This is a genomic window from Nocardia sp. NPDC055050, from assembly GCF_053608345.1.
Genome location: NZ_JBSGVG010000003.1, coordinates 295,493 through 310,845, shown reverse-complemented (window position 1 = coordinate 310,845; position 15,353 = coordinate 295,493). Strand labels below are relative to the sequence as shown.

Here is a 15,353-nt window from a genome sequence, read left to right as displayed (position 1 = left end):
CGGGGGTTCTGTGCTGGAACGGGCTACAGCGAACGGGCGATCAGTTCCTTCATGATCTCGTTCGTTCCCGCGAGAATACGAAGCACCCGCGCACTGGTGAAGATCTCCGAGATCGGGTACTCGGTCATGAACCCGTATCCGCCGAACAGCTGCAGGCAGCGGTCGGCGACCACACTCAACTGATCGGTGAGCCAGTATTTGGCCATCGACGCCGTCGCCACGTCGAGCTCGCCTGCCAGGTGGTCGGTGAGGCAGTCATCGAGGAAGACGCGACCGATTCTGGCGATGGTGGCGCACTCGGCGAGCTCGAACTTGGTGTTCTGGAAGCCGAGCAGCGACTTTCCGAACGCTTGCCGATCCTTGGTGTAGGCGATGGTCATCGCGACCGCGGCCTCCATCGACGCCACGGCCATCACCGCGCAGACGAGTCGCTCCTGCTGGAGCAGCTTCATCATCTGATAGAAGCCCTGGCCCTCGGCCTCGCCGAGCAGGTTGCCGACCGGCACCCGCAGGCCGTCGAAGAACAGCTCGGCGGTGTCCTGGCCGGTGCCGCCGATCTTGGACAGGGTCCGCCCGCGGGTGAAGCCGGGGGTGTCGTCACCGACCTCCGCGACGATGAGCGACACCCCGGCGGCGCCCTTGTCGGGGTCGGTCTTGGCGGCGATGATGACCGCGTCGCAGAGCGCGCCGTTGCTGATGAACATCTTCGAACCGGTGATGACGTACTCGTCGCCGTCGCGCACCGCCCTGGTCTGAATGTTCTGCAGGTCCGATCCCGTTCCCGGTTCGGTCATCGCGATCGAGAGCAGGCACTCGCCGCTGACCACCTTGGGCAGCAGGCGCGCCTTGAGCTCTTCGGCGGCGAACTCGACGAGGTAGGGCGCGATGATCCCGGAGTGGATCGCGAGGCCCATGGAGGTGTCGCCTGCCTTCGACTGGGCCTCGATGATCGCCGCCTCGTGGGCGAAGGTGCCGCCTCCGCCGCCGTACTCTTCGGGAACAGACGGGGCCAGCAACCCGAGCTTGCCTGCTTTGAGGTAGAGGTCACGGTCGGGGTGACCCTGCTGTTTGTACCGCTCGGCGCCAGGAAGCACCTCTTTCTCGAAGAACTTCGTCGCGAGTTCGCGAACGGCTTCGATCTCATCGTCTACCCAGCCCGCTTGTGCGGTCATCCGTGCCTCCCAGGACGCAATCTGCCTCAATCTGCGGAAACAGATTGTCAGATATATTGGCACGGCGTCAATAGGGAATGCTCGGCGGTCGGGGTCGCCGTGATCAGCGGCGACCCCGGGTGCGCCGGTAGGCGGCCGGAGTGGTGGCCGTCCAGCGCTTGAAGGCGCGGATGAAGGGGGCCGCCTCGGTGTAGCCGAGCCGCACGGCGATCTCCTCGACCGAGAGCGCGGTGGCGGTCAGCATGTCCTCGGCCAGACCGCGCCGCGCCTCGTCGAGCAGGACGCGGTAGCTGGTGCCGTCGGTGGCGAGATGCCGTCGTAGCGTGCGGCCGGTGGTGCCGAGGTCGTGGGCGACCGCGTCCAGCGACGGCGGAATCGCGATTCCCGCGGTACCGGTGCCTGCCAGCAGATGGTCGCGAACCTCGGCCGCTATCCCGGTGCGGGTGGTCCGGCGGTCGATCAGTTCACGGCATTGCGCCAGGCACAGGGCCAGCGTGGCCTGATTCGCCTGTGGCAGTGGCTGATTCAGGGTTTCGGCGGTGATCGTGATACTGGTTTCGGCCTGCCCGTATCGGGGGTCCACGCCCAGGATCGCGGCGATGTCGTCGCCATAGCCGGGTTCCGGGAACGCGAACCGCGCCTGGTGGATATCCACCGGTCGGCCGAGCAGGTCGTCGAGCACCCGATGCATCGCGAAGGTGTCGCGTTCGACGAGGAACTGCTGGACGTCATCCGGGATCCGATCGTGTCGGATCCGGGCAACCATCTGCTGGTCGTGGAGCTCCACGACCGGTGTGCAGAACGCGAAGCTCAACTGGAAGTAGCTCAGCGCCAAGGAGATCGCCTCGCCGAGGGTGGGACTGGTGATCCAGGCGTAGCCGTAGATACCGAAGGCGCTGATGCGGTAACTGCGCCCCACCTCGATGCCGAGCGCGGGGCGGGTTCCGAGTTCGCGCAGCAGATTGCGAACCACCAGCAATTCCGTGCGGGCATCGATCTGGCGGTCGGCGGAGTCGAGGTCGGCGACGGACAGACCCGTACCGGCGAGCATCGACGTCGCGTCGGCTCCGTGTTCGACGGCGAACCGGTGCATCACGGCGACGCTGGCAACACCCCGGGGGAAGTCCCACGTGTCCACTGCTGGTTCCTGTCGCGCGCGCATGCCTTCCATTATGGCCTGAAATGTCAATTTTCTGTCCGCGGGCATCCTCGTTCTCGCGTCGACGGCGACCTACCGTTGACCGCAGAGATCACTGACATGAGGAGCTGGGCTATGCGCACTCGGACAATGCCGTCCGCTGTCATCATCGGCACCGGGTTCGGCGGCCTCGGCATGGCGATGGAACTGCTGCGCCACGGCTTCGACGACCTCGTCATCCTGGAGCGGGCGTCGGATGTGGGTGGGGTGTGGCGGGAGAACACCTACCCGGGCGCCGGGTGCGATATTCCCTCCCCGCTCTACTCGTACTCGTATGCGCCGAAATCCGATTGGCCCAAGCGGTTCTCGGGACAGCCCGATATCCACGCGTATCTGCGGGATGTGGCGCGCGACAACGGCCTGCGCGAGCGGATCCGGTTCGGGTCCGAGGTGACCGAAGCCGAATTCGACGATGCGAGCGGGAAATGGACGGTGCGTACCGCCGACGGCTACGAGGCAACCACCGACGTGCTGATTTCCGCGGTCGGTCAGCTCTCGCGGCCCGCGCTGCCCACCATCGCCGGGATCAGCTCGTTCGCCGGACCGGCCTTCCACTCCGCGGAGTGGGACCACAGTGTCGACCTGACGGACAAGCGGGTCGCCGTTGTCGGCACCGGTGCCAGTGCGATCCAGTTCGTGCCCGCGATCCAGCCGCAGGTGGGGGCCCTGACACTGTTCCAGCGCTCGGCGGCGTGGGTGCTGCCCAAGCCCGATGTCGAGTACAAGGCGTGGCATCACCGGATGTTCGCGACGGTGCCGCCGGTTCGCCTCGCCGAGCGATTCGCGGTCTGGGTCCTGTGTGAGTTTCTGTCGCTGGGCATCGCTGATGTCACCGCGATCAGGGGCCTGGTCACCAGGATCGCCGTGAACCATCTGCGCACGCAGGTCAGCGACCCGCAACTGCGCGCGAAACTGACGCCCGACTACCCGGCCGGCTGCAAACGTGGGCTGTTCTCCAACAACTACTATCCGGCACTCACCCAGCCGAACGTGCGGGTGGAGACGACCGAGATCGCCGAAGTCGTGCCGACCGGGGTGAAAACCGCCGACGGCGTGCTGCACGAAGTCGACGTGATCATCTACGGAACCGGGTTCAAGGGCACCGAATTCCTGTGGCCGATGGCGATTCGCGGCGCGAACGGGCGCAAGCTCGAGGACGAGTGGCAGGGCGGTGCCCGCGCCTACCACGGCATCACGGTGCCCGGCTTCCCGAACATGTTCATGGTGTACGGGCCCAATACGAACCTGGGCGTCGGCTCGATCGTCTACATGATCGAATCGCAGGCTCGCTACATCCGCCAGGCGCTCGAGGAACTGTCCCGCCACCCGGCGCACACCCTCGATGTCCGGCGTGCGGTGGCCGAGGAATACGACGTGAAGCTGCAAGCCCGGCTCGCCCGTACGCCGTGGGGTCTGTGCTCGAGCTGGTATCGCAACGCCGCGGGCCGGATCACCAACAACTGGCCGGGCGCGGTCCTGAGTTATCGACTACAGACCCGAGCCCTGCGCCCCGAGCACTATCACCTGACCACCAACACGACAACGCCTGCGGGCCAGTGATATTCGCGGACCGGAATTCGAAAGAGGCTCATCGATGAAGCTGACCAACGGCACCGCGGCCGAGGTACGCGAGAAGGTGCGGGCGGTGCGCCGGTTGCACCAGACCGGCCTGATCGACCTGTGGCGACCGCGCCGGATCAAGCGCATGATCGCGCTCAACAACTCCTACGGCCCACAAGCGGCGATGATCAGCGCCGGGGCGGCCGATCGGCCCGACGAACCCGCGCTGGCCGACGAGCACGGCGTGCTGACCTACCGCGAGCTCGACGAACAGTCCAACGCCTTGGCCCACGGTCTGCTCGGGCAGGGCCTGCGCGGCGGCGAGGTGGTCGGCGTGCTGGCCCGTGACCATCGTGGCCTGGTGCTGGCGATGGTGGCGGCAGGCAAGGCAGGGTTGCGGCTGGCCATGCTGAACACCAGTTTCGCCAAGCCGCAACTCACCGAAGTCGCTGTGCGGGAGAAGGTTCGCGCGATTCTGTTCGACAGTGAATTCGCCGGGCTCATCGATGCCCTGCCCGAGACGATGCCCCGGATCCTCACCTGGGTCGACGCGGAACACACGCCGCTGCCGAGCACGGTCACCATCGACATGTTGGTGGCGGCGAACAGTAATGCCCCGCTGCCCCCGCCGGACCGGCCCGCGGGCTTCATCATCCTCACCAGCGGCACCACCGGTCTGCCCAAGGGTGCGCCGCGCACCAAGGTCTCTCCGTTCGCCACCGCCCTGGTCGTCGACCGGGTGCCGTTCCCTCGCGGTGGGGTCGTCATGATCGCGACTCCGGTTTTCCACACCACCGGGATGGGGACCTGGACGATAGCCAGCGCGCTCGGCGCCGAGATCGTGCTGCGGCGCCGCTTCGACGCGCAGGCCACCTTGGCGGCGATCGAGCGGCATTCGGTCGAGATGCTGGTCGCGGTGCCGACCCAGTTGAACCGCATTCTCGCGCTCGGTCCCGACGTCATCGCCGAGTACGACACCTCGACGCTGCGCACGGTTTTCGTCGGCGGCGCACCGCTGCCCCCCGACCTGGCGATCCGATGGCAGGAGGCCTTCGGTGACGTGCTCTACAACGGGTACGGCTCCACCGAGGTCGCGATCACCGCTGTCGCCCAGCCGCACGAATTGCGTCGTGCGCCGGGCACCGTCGGGCGGGCACCGGTCACCGCGCGCATCGCGCTCTACGACAGCGACGATCGCCGAATCACCGCGGCGAACGTCTCGGGGCGAATCTTCGCCCGCACCGTCGCCCCGTTCGAGGGGTACACCGACGGGAAGACCAAACAGATCATCGACGGGTACATGTCGACCGGGGACATGGGCCACTTCGACGCTGATGGGCTGCTGTTCATCGACGGCCGCGACGACGACATGGTCGTCTGCGGTGGTGAGAACGTCTATCCGCTGGAGGTGGAGAATCTGCTGGCGGGTCGCGCCGATATCGCCGATGTCGCGGTGATCGGTGTCGACGACGCTGACTTCGGACAGCGATTGCGCGCCTTCGTCGTCGCCACGGACGACAAGCCGGACGCGCAGGAGATCAAGAACTACGTCAAGGACAACCTCGCCAGGTACAAGGTGCCCCGTGACGTGGTGTTCCTCGACGAGATGCCCCGCAATCCCACCGGCAAGATCGTGCGCAAGGCGCTGACCGAGTATGTCGTCGACGGACACGGGGGGCGGTGAGCGTCATGACCGAATACGACTACGACGTGATTGTGATCGGTTCCGGCTTCGGCGGCAGCGTCACCGCGCTGCGGCTGACCGAGAAGGGCTACCGCGTCGGCGTTCTCGAATCCGGGCGGCGATGGAATCCCGAGGATTTCCCGAAGTCCAACTGGAATATCCGCAAGTCGCTGTGGATGCCCCGACTCGGCTTGACCGGGCCGCAGCGGATCAGCGTTCTCGGCAAGTGCGCGGTGTTCAGCGGGTCGGGTGTCGGTGGTGGGTCGGTGATCTACGGCAACACCCTGTACGAGCCGCTGCCCGCGTTCTACGAAGACCGTGCGTGGTCGCACATCACGGACTGGAAATCGGAGCTGGCGCCGTATTACGACCAGGCCAAGCGGATGCTCGGCGTGCAAACCAATCCGCGCGTCGGGCCCAAAGATGAAGTGCTGCTGAAGATTTCCGAGGGCCGCGGGGTTGCCGACACGTTCCATCGCACGAATGTCGGGGTCTTCTTCAACGAGGGTGCGGAGGGCACGGAGGTGCCCGATCCGTACTTCGGTGGTGCCGGCCCGACGCGCGCGGGCTGCATTCATTGCTCCGAATGCCTGACCGGCTGCACGCACAATGCCAAGAACACCACCACGGTGAACTATCTGTACCTGGCCGAACGCAACGGGGCCGAAGTGCACCCGCTCACCACGGTCACCTCGGTGCGGCCGGACGGCAACGGCGGCTACCTCGTGGAGACCATGCGGTCGGGCGGTATCGTCCGCCGGAACCGGCGCCGGTTCACGGCGCGCCAGGTCGTCTTCGCCGCGGCTGCGTTGGGTACCCAGAAGTTGCTGCACCGCATGCGAAACGATGGTGTGCTGCCCGGGTTGTCGCCTCGGCTCGGGGAGCTGACCAGAAGCAATTCCGAGGCGGTGGTCGCGGTATGCAGTCGTAGCCGGTACGACCTGTCCCAGGGTGTGGCGATCACCTCCTCGATTCATCCCGAGCCGCACACCCATATCGAGGTGTGCTCGTACGGCAAAGGACAGAACGCGCTGTTCACCCAGGGCCTGCCGATGGTCGACGGCGGCGCGTTCCGGATGCTGCGGCTACTGCTCATGGTGGCGGCGCATCCGCTCGAGTTCATCCGGTTGAAGAATGTCCACCGTGCTGCCGAGCGCTCGGTTGTGCTGCTCGTGATGCAATCGCTCGACAACTCGCTGACCTCCTTCTTGAAAGGCCGGCGTCTGGTCACCAGACAGGGGTCGGGGGAGCCGAATCCCGAGTGGATCCCGATCGCGCACGAGATCGCTCGGGAGTACGCCGCCGAAATCGATGGTGACGCGGGAAATCTGGTCACCGACCTGCTGGGTATTCCGGCCACCGCGCACTACATCGGCGGCGCGACCATCGGTGACTCCGCCGACACCGGCGTGGTCGACCCCTGGCAGCGGGTCTACGGATATCCAGGACTGCACATCGCCGACGGCAGTGCGGTCACGGCCAATCTCGGGGTCAACCCGTCGTTGACCATCACCGCGCAAGCAGAGCGCGCGATGGCGTTCTGGCCCAACAAGGGTGATGCCGACCCCCGTCCCGTGCTGGGTTCTGCTTACGTCCGCCTCGCACCGATCCTGCCCAAGCGGCCCGCTGTTCCCGCTACCGCGCCCGCGGCACTGCGCTACTCGGTTCAGGGTTGACCGCACCATCGTCGAACCACCACGACGCCCCGCAGCGCTTCGGCGCTGCGGGGCGTCGGTGCGTAGCGGCAGTGACCGAAAGCCCCCACTGAGTCGTTTAGTCGAATATCATCTCACTGTATCATTGCCTTAGTGGCTCTCAGAAGAAGGAGGCGCAGGACTATGCGTCAAGTGTCAACGGTGACCGATCCTGTGACGGCGAGCGATGTCGACGGAGTCCTGCGGTGTCGATACGGCACCGTCGAGGACTTCGACATCGAGCGATTCCTCGACGGGATCGGCGCCTTCGCCGGGGCGGGCGCGAATGTGATCGTGCAGCTCGCGAACCGGCCGGTGGGCTACGGCGTCGTCGAGAGCACCGTCGACTCCGGCCGCGCCGACGTCCATCCGTGGAAGCGGTTGCGCACCACGCTGACCTACATCGCGGTGGCGATGCTCGGTACCGAGCAGGACCGGGACGAGTATCGACAGGCCGTGGGTAGCGTCCATCGACGCGTTCGTTCCGCGCCCGGCGCCGAGGTGAAGTACAACGCGTTCGACCCCGAACTGCAGAAGTGGGTCGCGGTCTGCCTGTGCTGGGGAGTCATGGATACCCACGAACGCCTCTACGGGCCACTGGACAGGGCCACCAAAGAGGTCTTCGTGCAGTACGGGGCCAGATTCGGCACCGGGTTGCAGATGAGGCCCGACATGTGGTTTGCCGACCTGGCGGCTTTCGACAGCTACTTCGAATCGGGGCTGGCGAACATGCAGATCGACGACCTGGTCGCCGAATATCTGCGCAAACTGGTCGGATTGCGCAATGTTCCGAGGCCGCGTCGGCTTGCCGACTTTCATCGTTTCGCCGTCACCGGACTGCTGCCCGAAACCATGCGCGCACAGCTCTACCTTCCGTGGACCGACGAACAGGAGCGGCGGCATCGGCTGATGTTCCGTGCCATCGGGGCCGTCTACGGACGGCTACCCGTCCGTGCGCGGATCGTGCCGTACTCGACGATGCTGCGGGACATGCGGCGGCGTCAGCGGCTCGGCCGCCCCCTGGTCTGACAGAGTCGAGGTTGCGGGCTACCGGCAGACCACATTATGTTCGGGCTCTTGTCAGCTGAGGGGAATGGGATATGGCCGAGTCGATCAGGTTGCTGGCACGTATTCGCGGACACGGCGGTGTCGAGCGCGATAACGCCGACGTCCTGAACGGCGCCTTGGCCGCGTTTCTGGACTTCGGGATCAAGCGCACCAGCATGGCGGAAGTAGCCCGCCGTGGCGGTCTGTCCCTGGCGACGCTGTATCGCCGGTTCGGTGGGAAGACCGACGTGGTCCAGGCGGTGGGGCTCTGGCAGGTGCGCCACCTGCTGGAGCAGGCCGACGCCTCGATGCGCCGGCAGGCCGACGAGGGCGCCAGCGCCGAAGACCAGATCGTCGAACTGTTCGTCGCCTTCGCCCTCGGCTTGCGGAACAACCCGTTGCTCGACCGCCTCCTCGCCACCGACGCCGCCACCGTCCTGCCCTACCTCACCACCGGTGGGGCGCCGGTGATCGAGCTCGGTCGCGACTTCCTGGCCGAGTTCATCACCCGCTTGCAGGAGGCGGGCAAGCTGCCCGCCTACGACCCGCTCCCCGTTGCCGAGTTGGTGGCGCGTACCGCGCTCTCGCTGGTGCTGACCAGGCCGACGGTCATCCCGCTCGACGACGAGGCGGCGGCGCGCCGATTCGCCCGCGATCACATCGCACCCGGGTTCCGTCCGCTGGACGTGCGCACGGCGACCCAGGAGACCGGCGCCGCGCCTCGCTGATTCCCTGGCGTGGGGCAGCGACCACCGCGTGCCGCGGACAGATGAGTCACCGGCTCGGTGAGACATCCGTCCGCGGCCGGACCTCTACCTGCCGAAGCGGCGCCTGCCGCGAGCGCCGGTCGCGCGCATCGCGTTCCGCATGAAGCCGAAGTTCTTGAGGCTGTACGGGTACCAGACGAGTTCGGACTTCTGGGTCGGCAGCGCCGGAGCCGTGATCGCCTGCTTGCGGCAGTACTTGCGCACGCCGTCGGCACCGCCGAATCGGTACCCGGTGCCGGACTGGCCCCAACCACCGTGGGGGAGCGCGAAATTGAACAGATTGATGGTGGCGTCGTTGATGTTCACCGCACCGACGGCCAGTCGCCGCGCGATTGCCTGCCCGCGGGACTTGTTGCCCGTCCACACCGAGGCCGACAGTCCGTACTCGGAGTCGTTGGCGAGCCGGATCGCCTCGTTCGCATCGGCGACCTTGATGACCGGGATCGTCGGGCCGAACGTTTCCTCGGTGATGCACGACATCGAGTGATCGACGTCGACCAGCACCGTCGGTTCGAAGAAGTTGCCCTCGCCTGTCGCCTTGCCGCCGGTGAGCGCTCGCGCGCCTTGGGCCAGCGCGTCATCGACGTGGCGGGTGACGATGTCGAGCTGGGCCTGGTTGGCGAGGGGACCGACGTCGATGTTTCCGCTACGGTCGTCGCGGCCGAGCCGCAGCGTCTTGACGTGGGCCACCAGCTTGTTCACGAACTCGTCGTATACCGCGGCCTCGACGTACACCCGCTCCACCGACACGCACAGCTGTCCGGCGTTGGTCAGTGCGCCGAAGGCGATGCCGTTGGCCGCGCGGTCGAGGTCGGCGTCAGCCAGCACGATCGCCGGGTCCTTGCCGCCCATCTCGAGGCTGTAGGGCAGCGTGCGTTCCGCGCAGGCGACCGCGATGCGGCGACCGGTGTTGCCGGAGCCGGTGAACTGGATGAAATCAGCGTTGCCGACCACCGCGGCGCCGGTGGCGCCGGATCCGGAGACCACCGTGAACACCGGCGGCGCACCGATCTCGGCCCAGCCGCGCGCGAGGGCGAGCGGCGTCAGCGGGGTCACCTCCGAGGGCTTGAGTAGCACCGCGGCGCCCGCGGCGAGCGCCGGGACGAGGTCGGAGGCAGGCATGGCGAGAGGGAAGTTCCACGGCGTGATGATGCCGACCACCGGATACGGCGTGTATGTGGTGGTCAGCTTCTTGACCCGCATCAACGGGGTGTGGGGGCTCACGGCGGTATCGGCGAGAAACTTCGCGGCGTTTCGCGCGTAGTAACCCAGCAGGTCGACGGTGAACGCGACCTCGACCTCGGCCTCCACCCGAGGCTTTCCTGACTCGTCTTGAATCGAGTCCGCCAGCTCGTCGCTGTGGTCGAGCACCCAATCCTGCAGCTTGAGCAGCCACTGCTTGCGCCCGGCCGCGCTGATCGAAGCCCACCGCGGCTGTGCTGTGCGCAGCGCGGCCGCGGCTGCGGCGACCTCCTCCGGGGTCGACACGGCGACGGTGCCGACCAGTTCTCCGGACGCTGGGTTGCGAACAGCCAGTTCAGCGGCGTCGACGGTGGGTGTGGCGGAATCAGACACATTTTCTCCTGGATAGCCGTATCGGACTACCAACCACCTTAGACAGAGTGAGATGTTTTGTATATCACTCTGTCATTTCGATGACCGGCTCAGATCTTCGGGTCGAAACGGATCCGCCATGTTCATCCGCTATTTGCCCCTGCTTGCAAATATCAGAACAGGTGGAAGCCGTGTTTGACCGCTATATGTTACCGAGGATTCTCTCACTGGTGAAGAGGAAAGGGAATCAAAATGGTGATCAGGAAAGCTGGATCGGATCCGGCTACAGCTCCCGGCCCGCACGATGGACGAGACCTGCGCGCCTGTCGGCGCGCGCGGAAGGAACGTAGCGAATCCTGCGCGGTGCTACCGTCGCCGCCATCCGCAGGCCGGTGGCGTAGGAGCGGAACGCGGCCCGATCTCCCGGTCTGGACCGGACGTCGAGCAGTTCCTTGGTGCGAGGGTGGAGCAACTCGCGGACGGCGGCGGATGGCAGGAGTCGCGGGACCCAGCTGGTCGGACGCACGATCTCGGGTGCGAGCGTGCGACCGGCTGGGGTGAGGCGTAACTGCTGTGCGCACACCCGTTCGAAATAGTCGCCGAAACCCGCCCAGTCCTGCGGCATGGCCCGCGCCGACACGCCGAATCGCAGATACCACTCGCAGCACTCCTCGTACAGCCGTTCATGGTCGCGATCCGACATCGGCGCGATGAAGGTGTTGATCGCGACCACCAGCGTCTCCACGTAGGTCGCGTGCTGAAAGTGGAACAGGTCCGGATTCAGTGCGTGGAAGCGCGCGCCACGGTCGTCGGTTCCGCCGATGTGCCCATGAATGTTGACCATGCGGTGCTGCTGGTCCCGATCGTGATAGGCCATGTGAACCGTCTGCGACACGGTTCGCGCTTTGTGGTACCACAGCCGCATCGCCATGTGTTCGTCGAGAGCTGTCGCGATGGCCGGGTGCAGAATCTGTAGCCCCACCGCGCGCGGCAGGGCGAGCAGAAATCGTCGATCGCCGACGTATCGGCGAAGCAGCGAGGTCCCTTTGTGTGGTGCGGTGGGCACGGGAGACGGTGTGGTCATGGTCGGCTCCGTTCGAAGGCTGGCAGCTGTCAGAGGCTGTCGAGGGGTGGAGATCGCCATGAATGCGCAGCTGAGCGGCGGGACCGGCATATGGCTCGCCTGCCTCGCGTGGGCGTGATGATCGTGCTGCCAGAGGGTGGCGTAGAGCATCGCGAACGGGGAGCGAAACTCGCGGTGTCGGTCTCCGTGGCCGGGCGACGGCGCAGCCGCTGGAATCCCGCGACGAGGTAGCTCGCCGGCAGACAGCAGGGCATCGTTACCTCATCCGATTCTGGGCGGTCCGCCTCGAATAATTATGGTGCACGCTGACACCACAATGATGTGGTGTCAGCGTGCACCAGAAACTGCGGATGGTCAAGGGTCAGCCGTCGAGCAGGTGAGGTAAACCGGCGCGAAAGCGGTCCGCGTCGATGGCTTTGGCGGCAGCGAAAGCGGGGAGGGAGACCAGCGGGAAGATCTGGGCGCGGGGACTCGGATCGTCGGCGGCGTCGAGGATGGCGTTGGCCGCCGCGCGACCGGATTCGTTGGCGCCCTCCATGGTGGCCAGGTCGATGTGGTGGCGGACGTGATCACCGCCGAAATAGAGGTTGGGAATCGCGCAGTGTGCGTCGGGACGATCGTCGTAGGAGCCGACTGTGTTGACCAGCAGCGGGGTTTCGTTGTGGATGGTGGTTCCCGACCAGGTGATGCCGGGGTCCAGATGCCAGGAGTGGATGTCTTCGTCGCGTAGCCAGTCGGTGCCGGTGTTGAGCCAGGCTTTGAGCTGCGCCCAGGTCTCGATGGCGATTTCGGCGGCGGTGCATTCCTTGGCGGTGCGGCCGAAGTGGATTCCGGGTGTGTCCCAGTCGGAGATGTCGACCGACAGGCATTCCAGCACCGAGCCGTCGCCGTAGGTGGCAGGGAAGTCGCCCACCCACATGGGGGCTTGGCGCAGCGCGGTGAGGGCCCAGGGGGAGCCCAACGCGGCGATGTGTCCCTCGGGGATGTCGGTGGGGCGGCGCAGGTAGTACTGGATGCCGACCATCCAGTCGGTGACCAGGTTTCGCATCCCGCCCAGGCGCGGATCGGCCTCGATGATCGTGTCGTCGAGGAGGTCGACCGCGCGGTCGACCGGCATGGCGCACAGATAGTGGTCGGCTGTCACTGTCGTGGTCCCACCTGTTCCGCTGATCGTCGCGGCGGCGATGCGACCGCCGGCCATCCGCAATGCGGCCAGGCCCTGCCCCATGACGAAGCGGACGCCGAGCGTGCGCAGGTAGTCGACCCACGGATCGATCCAGGCGACGTTGGTCGGGCGGTTGAGGATTCGGTCGACGCCACCGGAGAACTGCGCAACCGTGCCGGACGCGGCCAGGACCAGCGCCTCGCCGATCGTGCCGATGGTTCGTGCGGAGCTGGTCTGCGGCTTCGCGGCGACGGTGATCCGGGTGAGCGCGTTCACCAGGTACTTCCGGTACGCGGGCGACTTTCCCTCGGCCTGCATGATCTGTTCCCAGGTCACGTATTCCCACTGGCCGAAGCGTCGTTCGGTGCTGGAGGTGAACCACACGAGCATCTGCTTGGCGAAGAACGCCAGCTCGTGTGGTGGTAGGTCGGGGATGAAGCCGAGCGCGCCGATGATGCTGTTCTGCACCAGTTCCGGCGTCAACTGACTCAGTCCACCGAGCTCGACCGGGGCGAAGATCGGCGGCAGGTCCTGGAATCCGGCGACCGTGCCCTCGACCCGCACCAGGTTGTCGAGCACACCGTTCGGGTTGCCGGGGAACGGGATTCGGCTCATCGTGTCGGGGACATGCTGATAGCAGCCGGGGAAGAAGCGGAACCCGTGTTCACCCGGCAGATGCTGACGACCGGGCGACGCGGTTCCCGGCACGCCCATGCTGCGGGCTTTTCCGCCGAGGAACGCGGGCTCGTAGACGGTGATGTCGTAGCCTCGCTCGGCCAGCTCGTGCGCGGCACTGAGCCCGGCCATGCCGCCACCGAATATCGCCACCGACTTGCCGCCGGAGCGCAGTAGTGGCGAACGCCGGGCAGTCGTCGCTGCGGCGAAGGCCGGGGGAGTCACGGCTAGTGCGGCTCCGGCGACGAGCCCGGCGCGCAGCGCGGTGCGGCGGGTGATCGGTGCTGACAACGGTGTCGGCTGATCAGGCATGGTGTTCTCCTGGACCTGCGGTGGTGAGGGTGAAAGGCGGGTTCGGTGGTGGGCAGTCATCGGTTGCGTTGCCGCGCAGGGTTGTCCGCGTGGTTCGCCATTCGCTGGTCGAGTCGCGGATCTCGCGTGCCACGTCGGAGAGGACGGCGGGCAGATGTGCCCACTGGTGGAACGAGGCGCGGACCGCGAGGCCCAGTGCGCGGGACGGGGTATACAGTTCGGCGGGCCGGTGGGTGCGGGAGAAGATGCCCGCGGTGATCTCCGCCAGTTCCGGGTCTTCGGCGGCGGTGCGGTAGAGCTCGATCTCCAAGGGCCGCAACGATTCACCACGTGCCAGCCGATTCGTCCAGTGGAAGATCTCGCGGCACTCGACGACGCGGCGGCGCTCCCACTCCGACAGGGCAGTGTCGAGAGCCCGCGGGTCGTGGAGAACCTCGTCGACCGACTCGGCGAGCGTGCGTCCATAGTGCAGGGCGTCGCGGATGCCCTGCGCGGTGACGGGATCTTTGAAGTGTCCGGAGTCGCCGGGCAATGCCCAGCCCGGGCCCGCGGAACGGCGGAAGTACGAGGAAATGCCGGTGGCGGAACGGATCCGGCCCACGCGCTCACAACCGCGCAGTCGGCTGGTCAAATCCGGAATCCGGGCCAGGGCCTCGGCGTAGCGGCGTTCCGCCACACCGGGACCTCGTCCGAGGTCGCTGACCGTGGGCGGCTGTACCAGGCTGAGCACCAGGCCGTCGTCGCACGGGAAGGCGGTGCCGAGGTCGGCACCGACACGCCACTGGGCGGCGATGTGGCGGGGGGCGTCGGCGGCATCGCGCCAGTAGGCGAAATAGCAGTCGCGCCCGCTCGGCACGCTCAGAAACGGTCGTTCGGCGCCCACCGCGCGGGCGATGGTGCTGCGCCGCCCGTCCGCGCCGACAACGAGCGCGGCGCGGATCTCCCTGGTCTGGCCCGCGGCATCGAGGTATCGCACACCGGCGCAACGGTTCCCGTCCCAGACCACCGAGGTGACCCGGCAGCGCGGCCGCACCTGCGCGCCCGCGTTCACCGCGGTGTGCACCAGCACGGCGTCGAGTCCGGTGCGGCGCACACACATCGCGTAGTCGATGCCGTCGACCGAGGGAAAGCCGGAACCGACACCGTGGCCCGCGGCCTGTGCGTAGGCCCTGGTAAGCCGTGGCGCACCGAGTGCTTCGACGGCGGCCAATGCGTCGAGGCGCTGGAGCTCGGCCAGCCCGGCCGGCCAGAGCAGGTGGGTGGACAGGGTGTCCGACGGCAAGATGGCGGCGTCGAGCACGACCACAGCGTGACCCGCCCTCGCGAGTGTCGCCGCGGTAGCCGACCCCGCGCAGCGCGCGCCGACCACGACGACGTCGGTCCTTTCGACTGCGGTGACGGGGGAATCGACCATGAAGACCACCTCGGTCACTGAGTCTCG

At 66.7% G+C, this 15,353-nt stretch carries 11 protein-coding genes; 5 read left to right on the top strand and 6 right to left on the bottom strand.

Annotation, left to right across the window (positions count from 1 at the left end):
- Positions 1-23: 23 nt before the first annotated feature.
- Both ACWGCN_RS05975 and ACWGCN_RS05970 read right to left on the bottom strand, forming a co-directional pair.
- Positions 24-1,172 carry an acyl-CoA dehydrogenase family protein gene (locus ACWGCN_RS05975; protein WP_387444780.1) on the bottom strand — a complete coding sequence of 383 codons (1,149 nt, stop codon included), beginning with the start codon at positions 1,170-1,172 and terminating at the stop codon, positions 24-26.
- 103 nt (positions 1,173-1,275) lie between these two features.
- Positions 1,276-2,310 (bottom strand): AraC family transcriptional regulator, encoded by a 1,035-nt coding sequence (locus ACWGCN_RS05970; RefSeq protein WP_452460392.1) that lies wholly within the window; start codon positions 2,308-2,310, stop codon positions 1,276-1,278.
- A 135-nt stretch (positions 2,311-2,445) separates the two neighbouring features.
- Between ACWGCN_RS05970 and ACWGCN_RS05965 the strand changes: the two genes are divergently transcribed.
- From ACWGCN_RS05965 to ACWGCN_RS05945, 5 genes are all read left to right on the top strand, one after another.
- Positions 2,446-3,930: a flavin-containing monooxygenase gene (locus ACWGCN_RS05965; protein ID WP_452460393.1), complete on the top strand. Its 1,485-nt coding sequence runs from the start codon at positions 2,446-2,448 to the stop codon at positions 3,928-3,930.
- Between the two features lie 34 nt (positions 3,931-3,964).
- A complete protein-coding gene (locus ACWGCN_RS05960) occupies positions 3,965-5,614 on the top strand; it encodes an acyl-CoA synthetase (RefSeq protein WP_452460394.1) in 1,650 nt (549 codons plus the stop codon).
- A gap of 5 nt (positions 5,615-5,619) precedes the next feature.
- On the top strand, positions 5,620-7,290 hold the full coding sequence (locus ACWGCN_RS05955) for a GMC oxidoreductase (protein WP_449962009.1): 1,671 nt from the start codon (positions 5,620-5,622) through the stop codon (positions 7,288-7,290).
- 180 nt (positions 7,291-7,470) lie between these two features.
- On the top strand, positions 7,471-8,337 hold the full coding sequence (locus tag ACWGCN_RS05950) for an oxygenase MpaB family protein (protein ID WP_378990135.1): 867 nt from the start codon (positions 7,471-7,473) through the stop codon (positions 8,335-8,337).
- 71 nt (positions 8,338-8,408) lie between these two features.
- Entirely contained in the window at positions 8,409-9,083 is a 675-nt protein-coding gene (locus tag ACWGCN_RS05945) for a TetR/AcrR family transcriptional regulator (protein ID WP_387444792.1), read from the top strand.
- Between the two features lie 84 nt (positions 9,084-9,167).
- Here the strand turns inward: ACWGCN_RS05945 and ACWGCN_RS05940 are convergent, their stop codons facing one another.
- The 4 genes from ACWGCN_RS05940 to ACWGCN_RS05925 form a co-directional block, all read right to left on the bottom strand.
- A complete protein-coding gene (locus tag ACWGCN_RS05940; protein ID WP_378990133.1) occupies positions 9,168-10,697 on the bottom strand; it encodes an aldehyde dehydrogenase family protein in 1,530 nt (509 codons plus the stop codon).
- A gap of 262 nt (positions 10,698-10,959) precedes the next feature.
- The gene (locus ACWGCN_RS05935) at positions 10,960-11,760 is read right to left on the bottom strand and encodes an oxygenase MpaB family protein (RefSeq protein WP_378990132.1); all 801 of its coding nucleotides are present in this window, start codon (positions 11,758-11,760) and stop codon (positions 10,960-10,962) included.
- 361 nt (positions 11,761-12,121) lie between these two features.
- Complete coding sequence (locus ACWGCN_RS05930; RefSeq protein ID WP_452458695.1) at positions 12,122-13,912, bottom strand: hydroxysqualene dehydroxylase; 1,791 nt, start codon at positions 13,910-13,912, stop codon at positions 12,122-12,124.
- Positions 13,905-15,326: an NAD(P)/FAD-dependent oxidoreductase gene (locus tag ACWGCN_RS05925; protein ID WP_452458696.1), complete on the bottom strand. Its 1,422-nt coding sequence runs from the start codon at positions 15,324-15,326 to the stop codon at positions 13,905-13,907. The genes ACWGCN_RS05930 and ACWGCN_RS05925 overlap by 8 nt, the downstream gene beginning before the upstream one ends.
- Positions 15,327-15,353 lie beyond the last annotated feature (27 nt).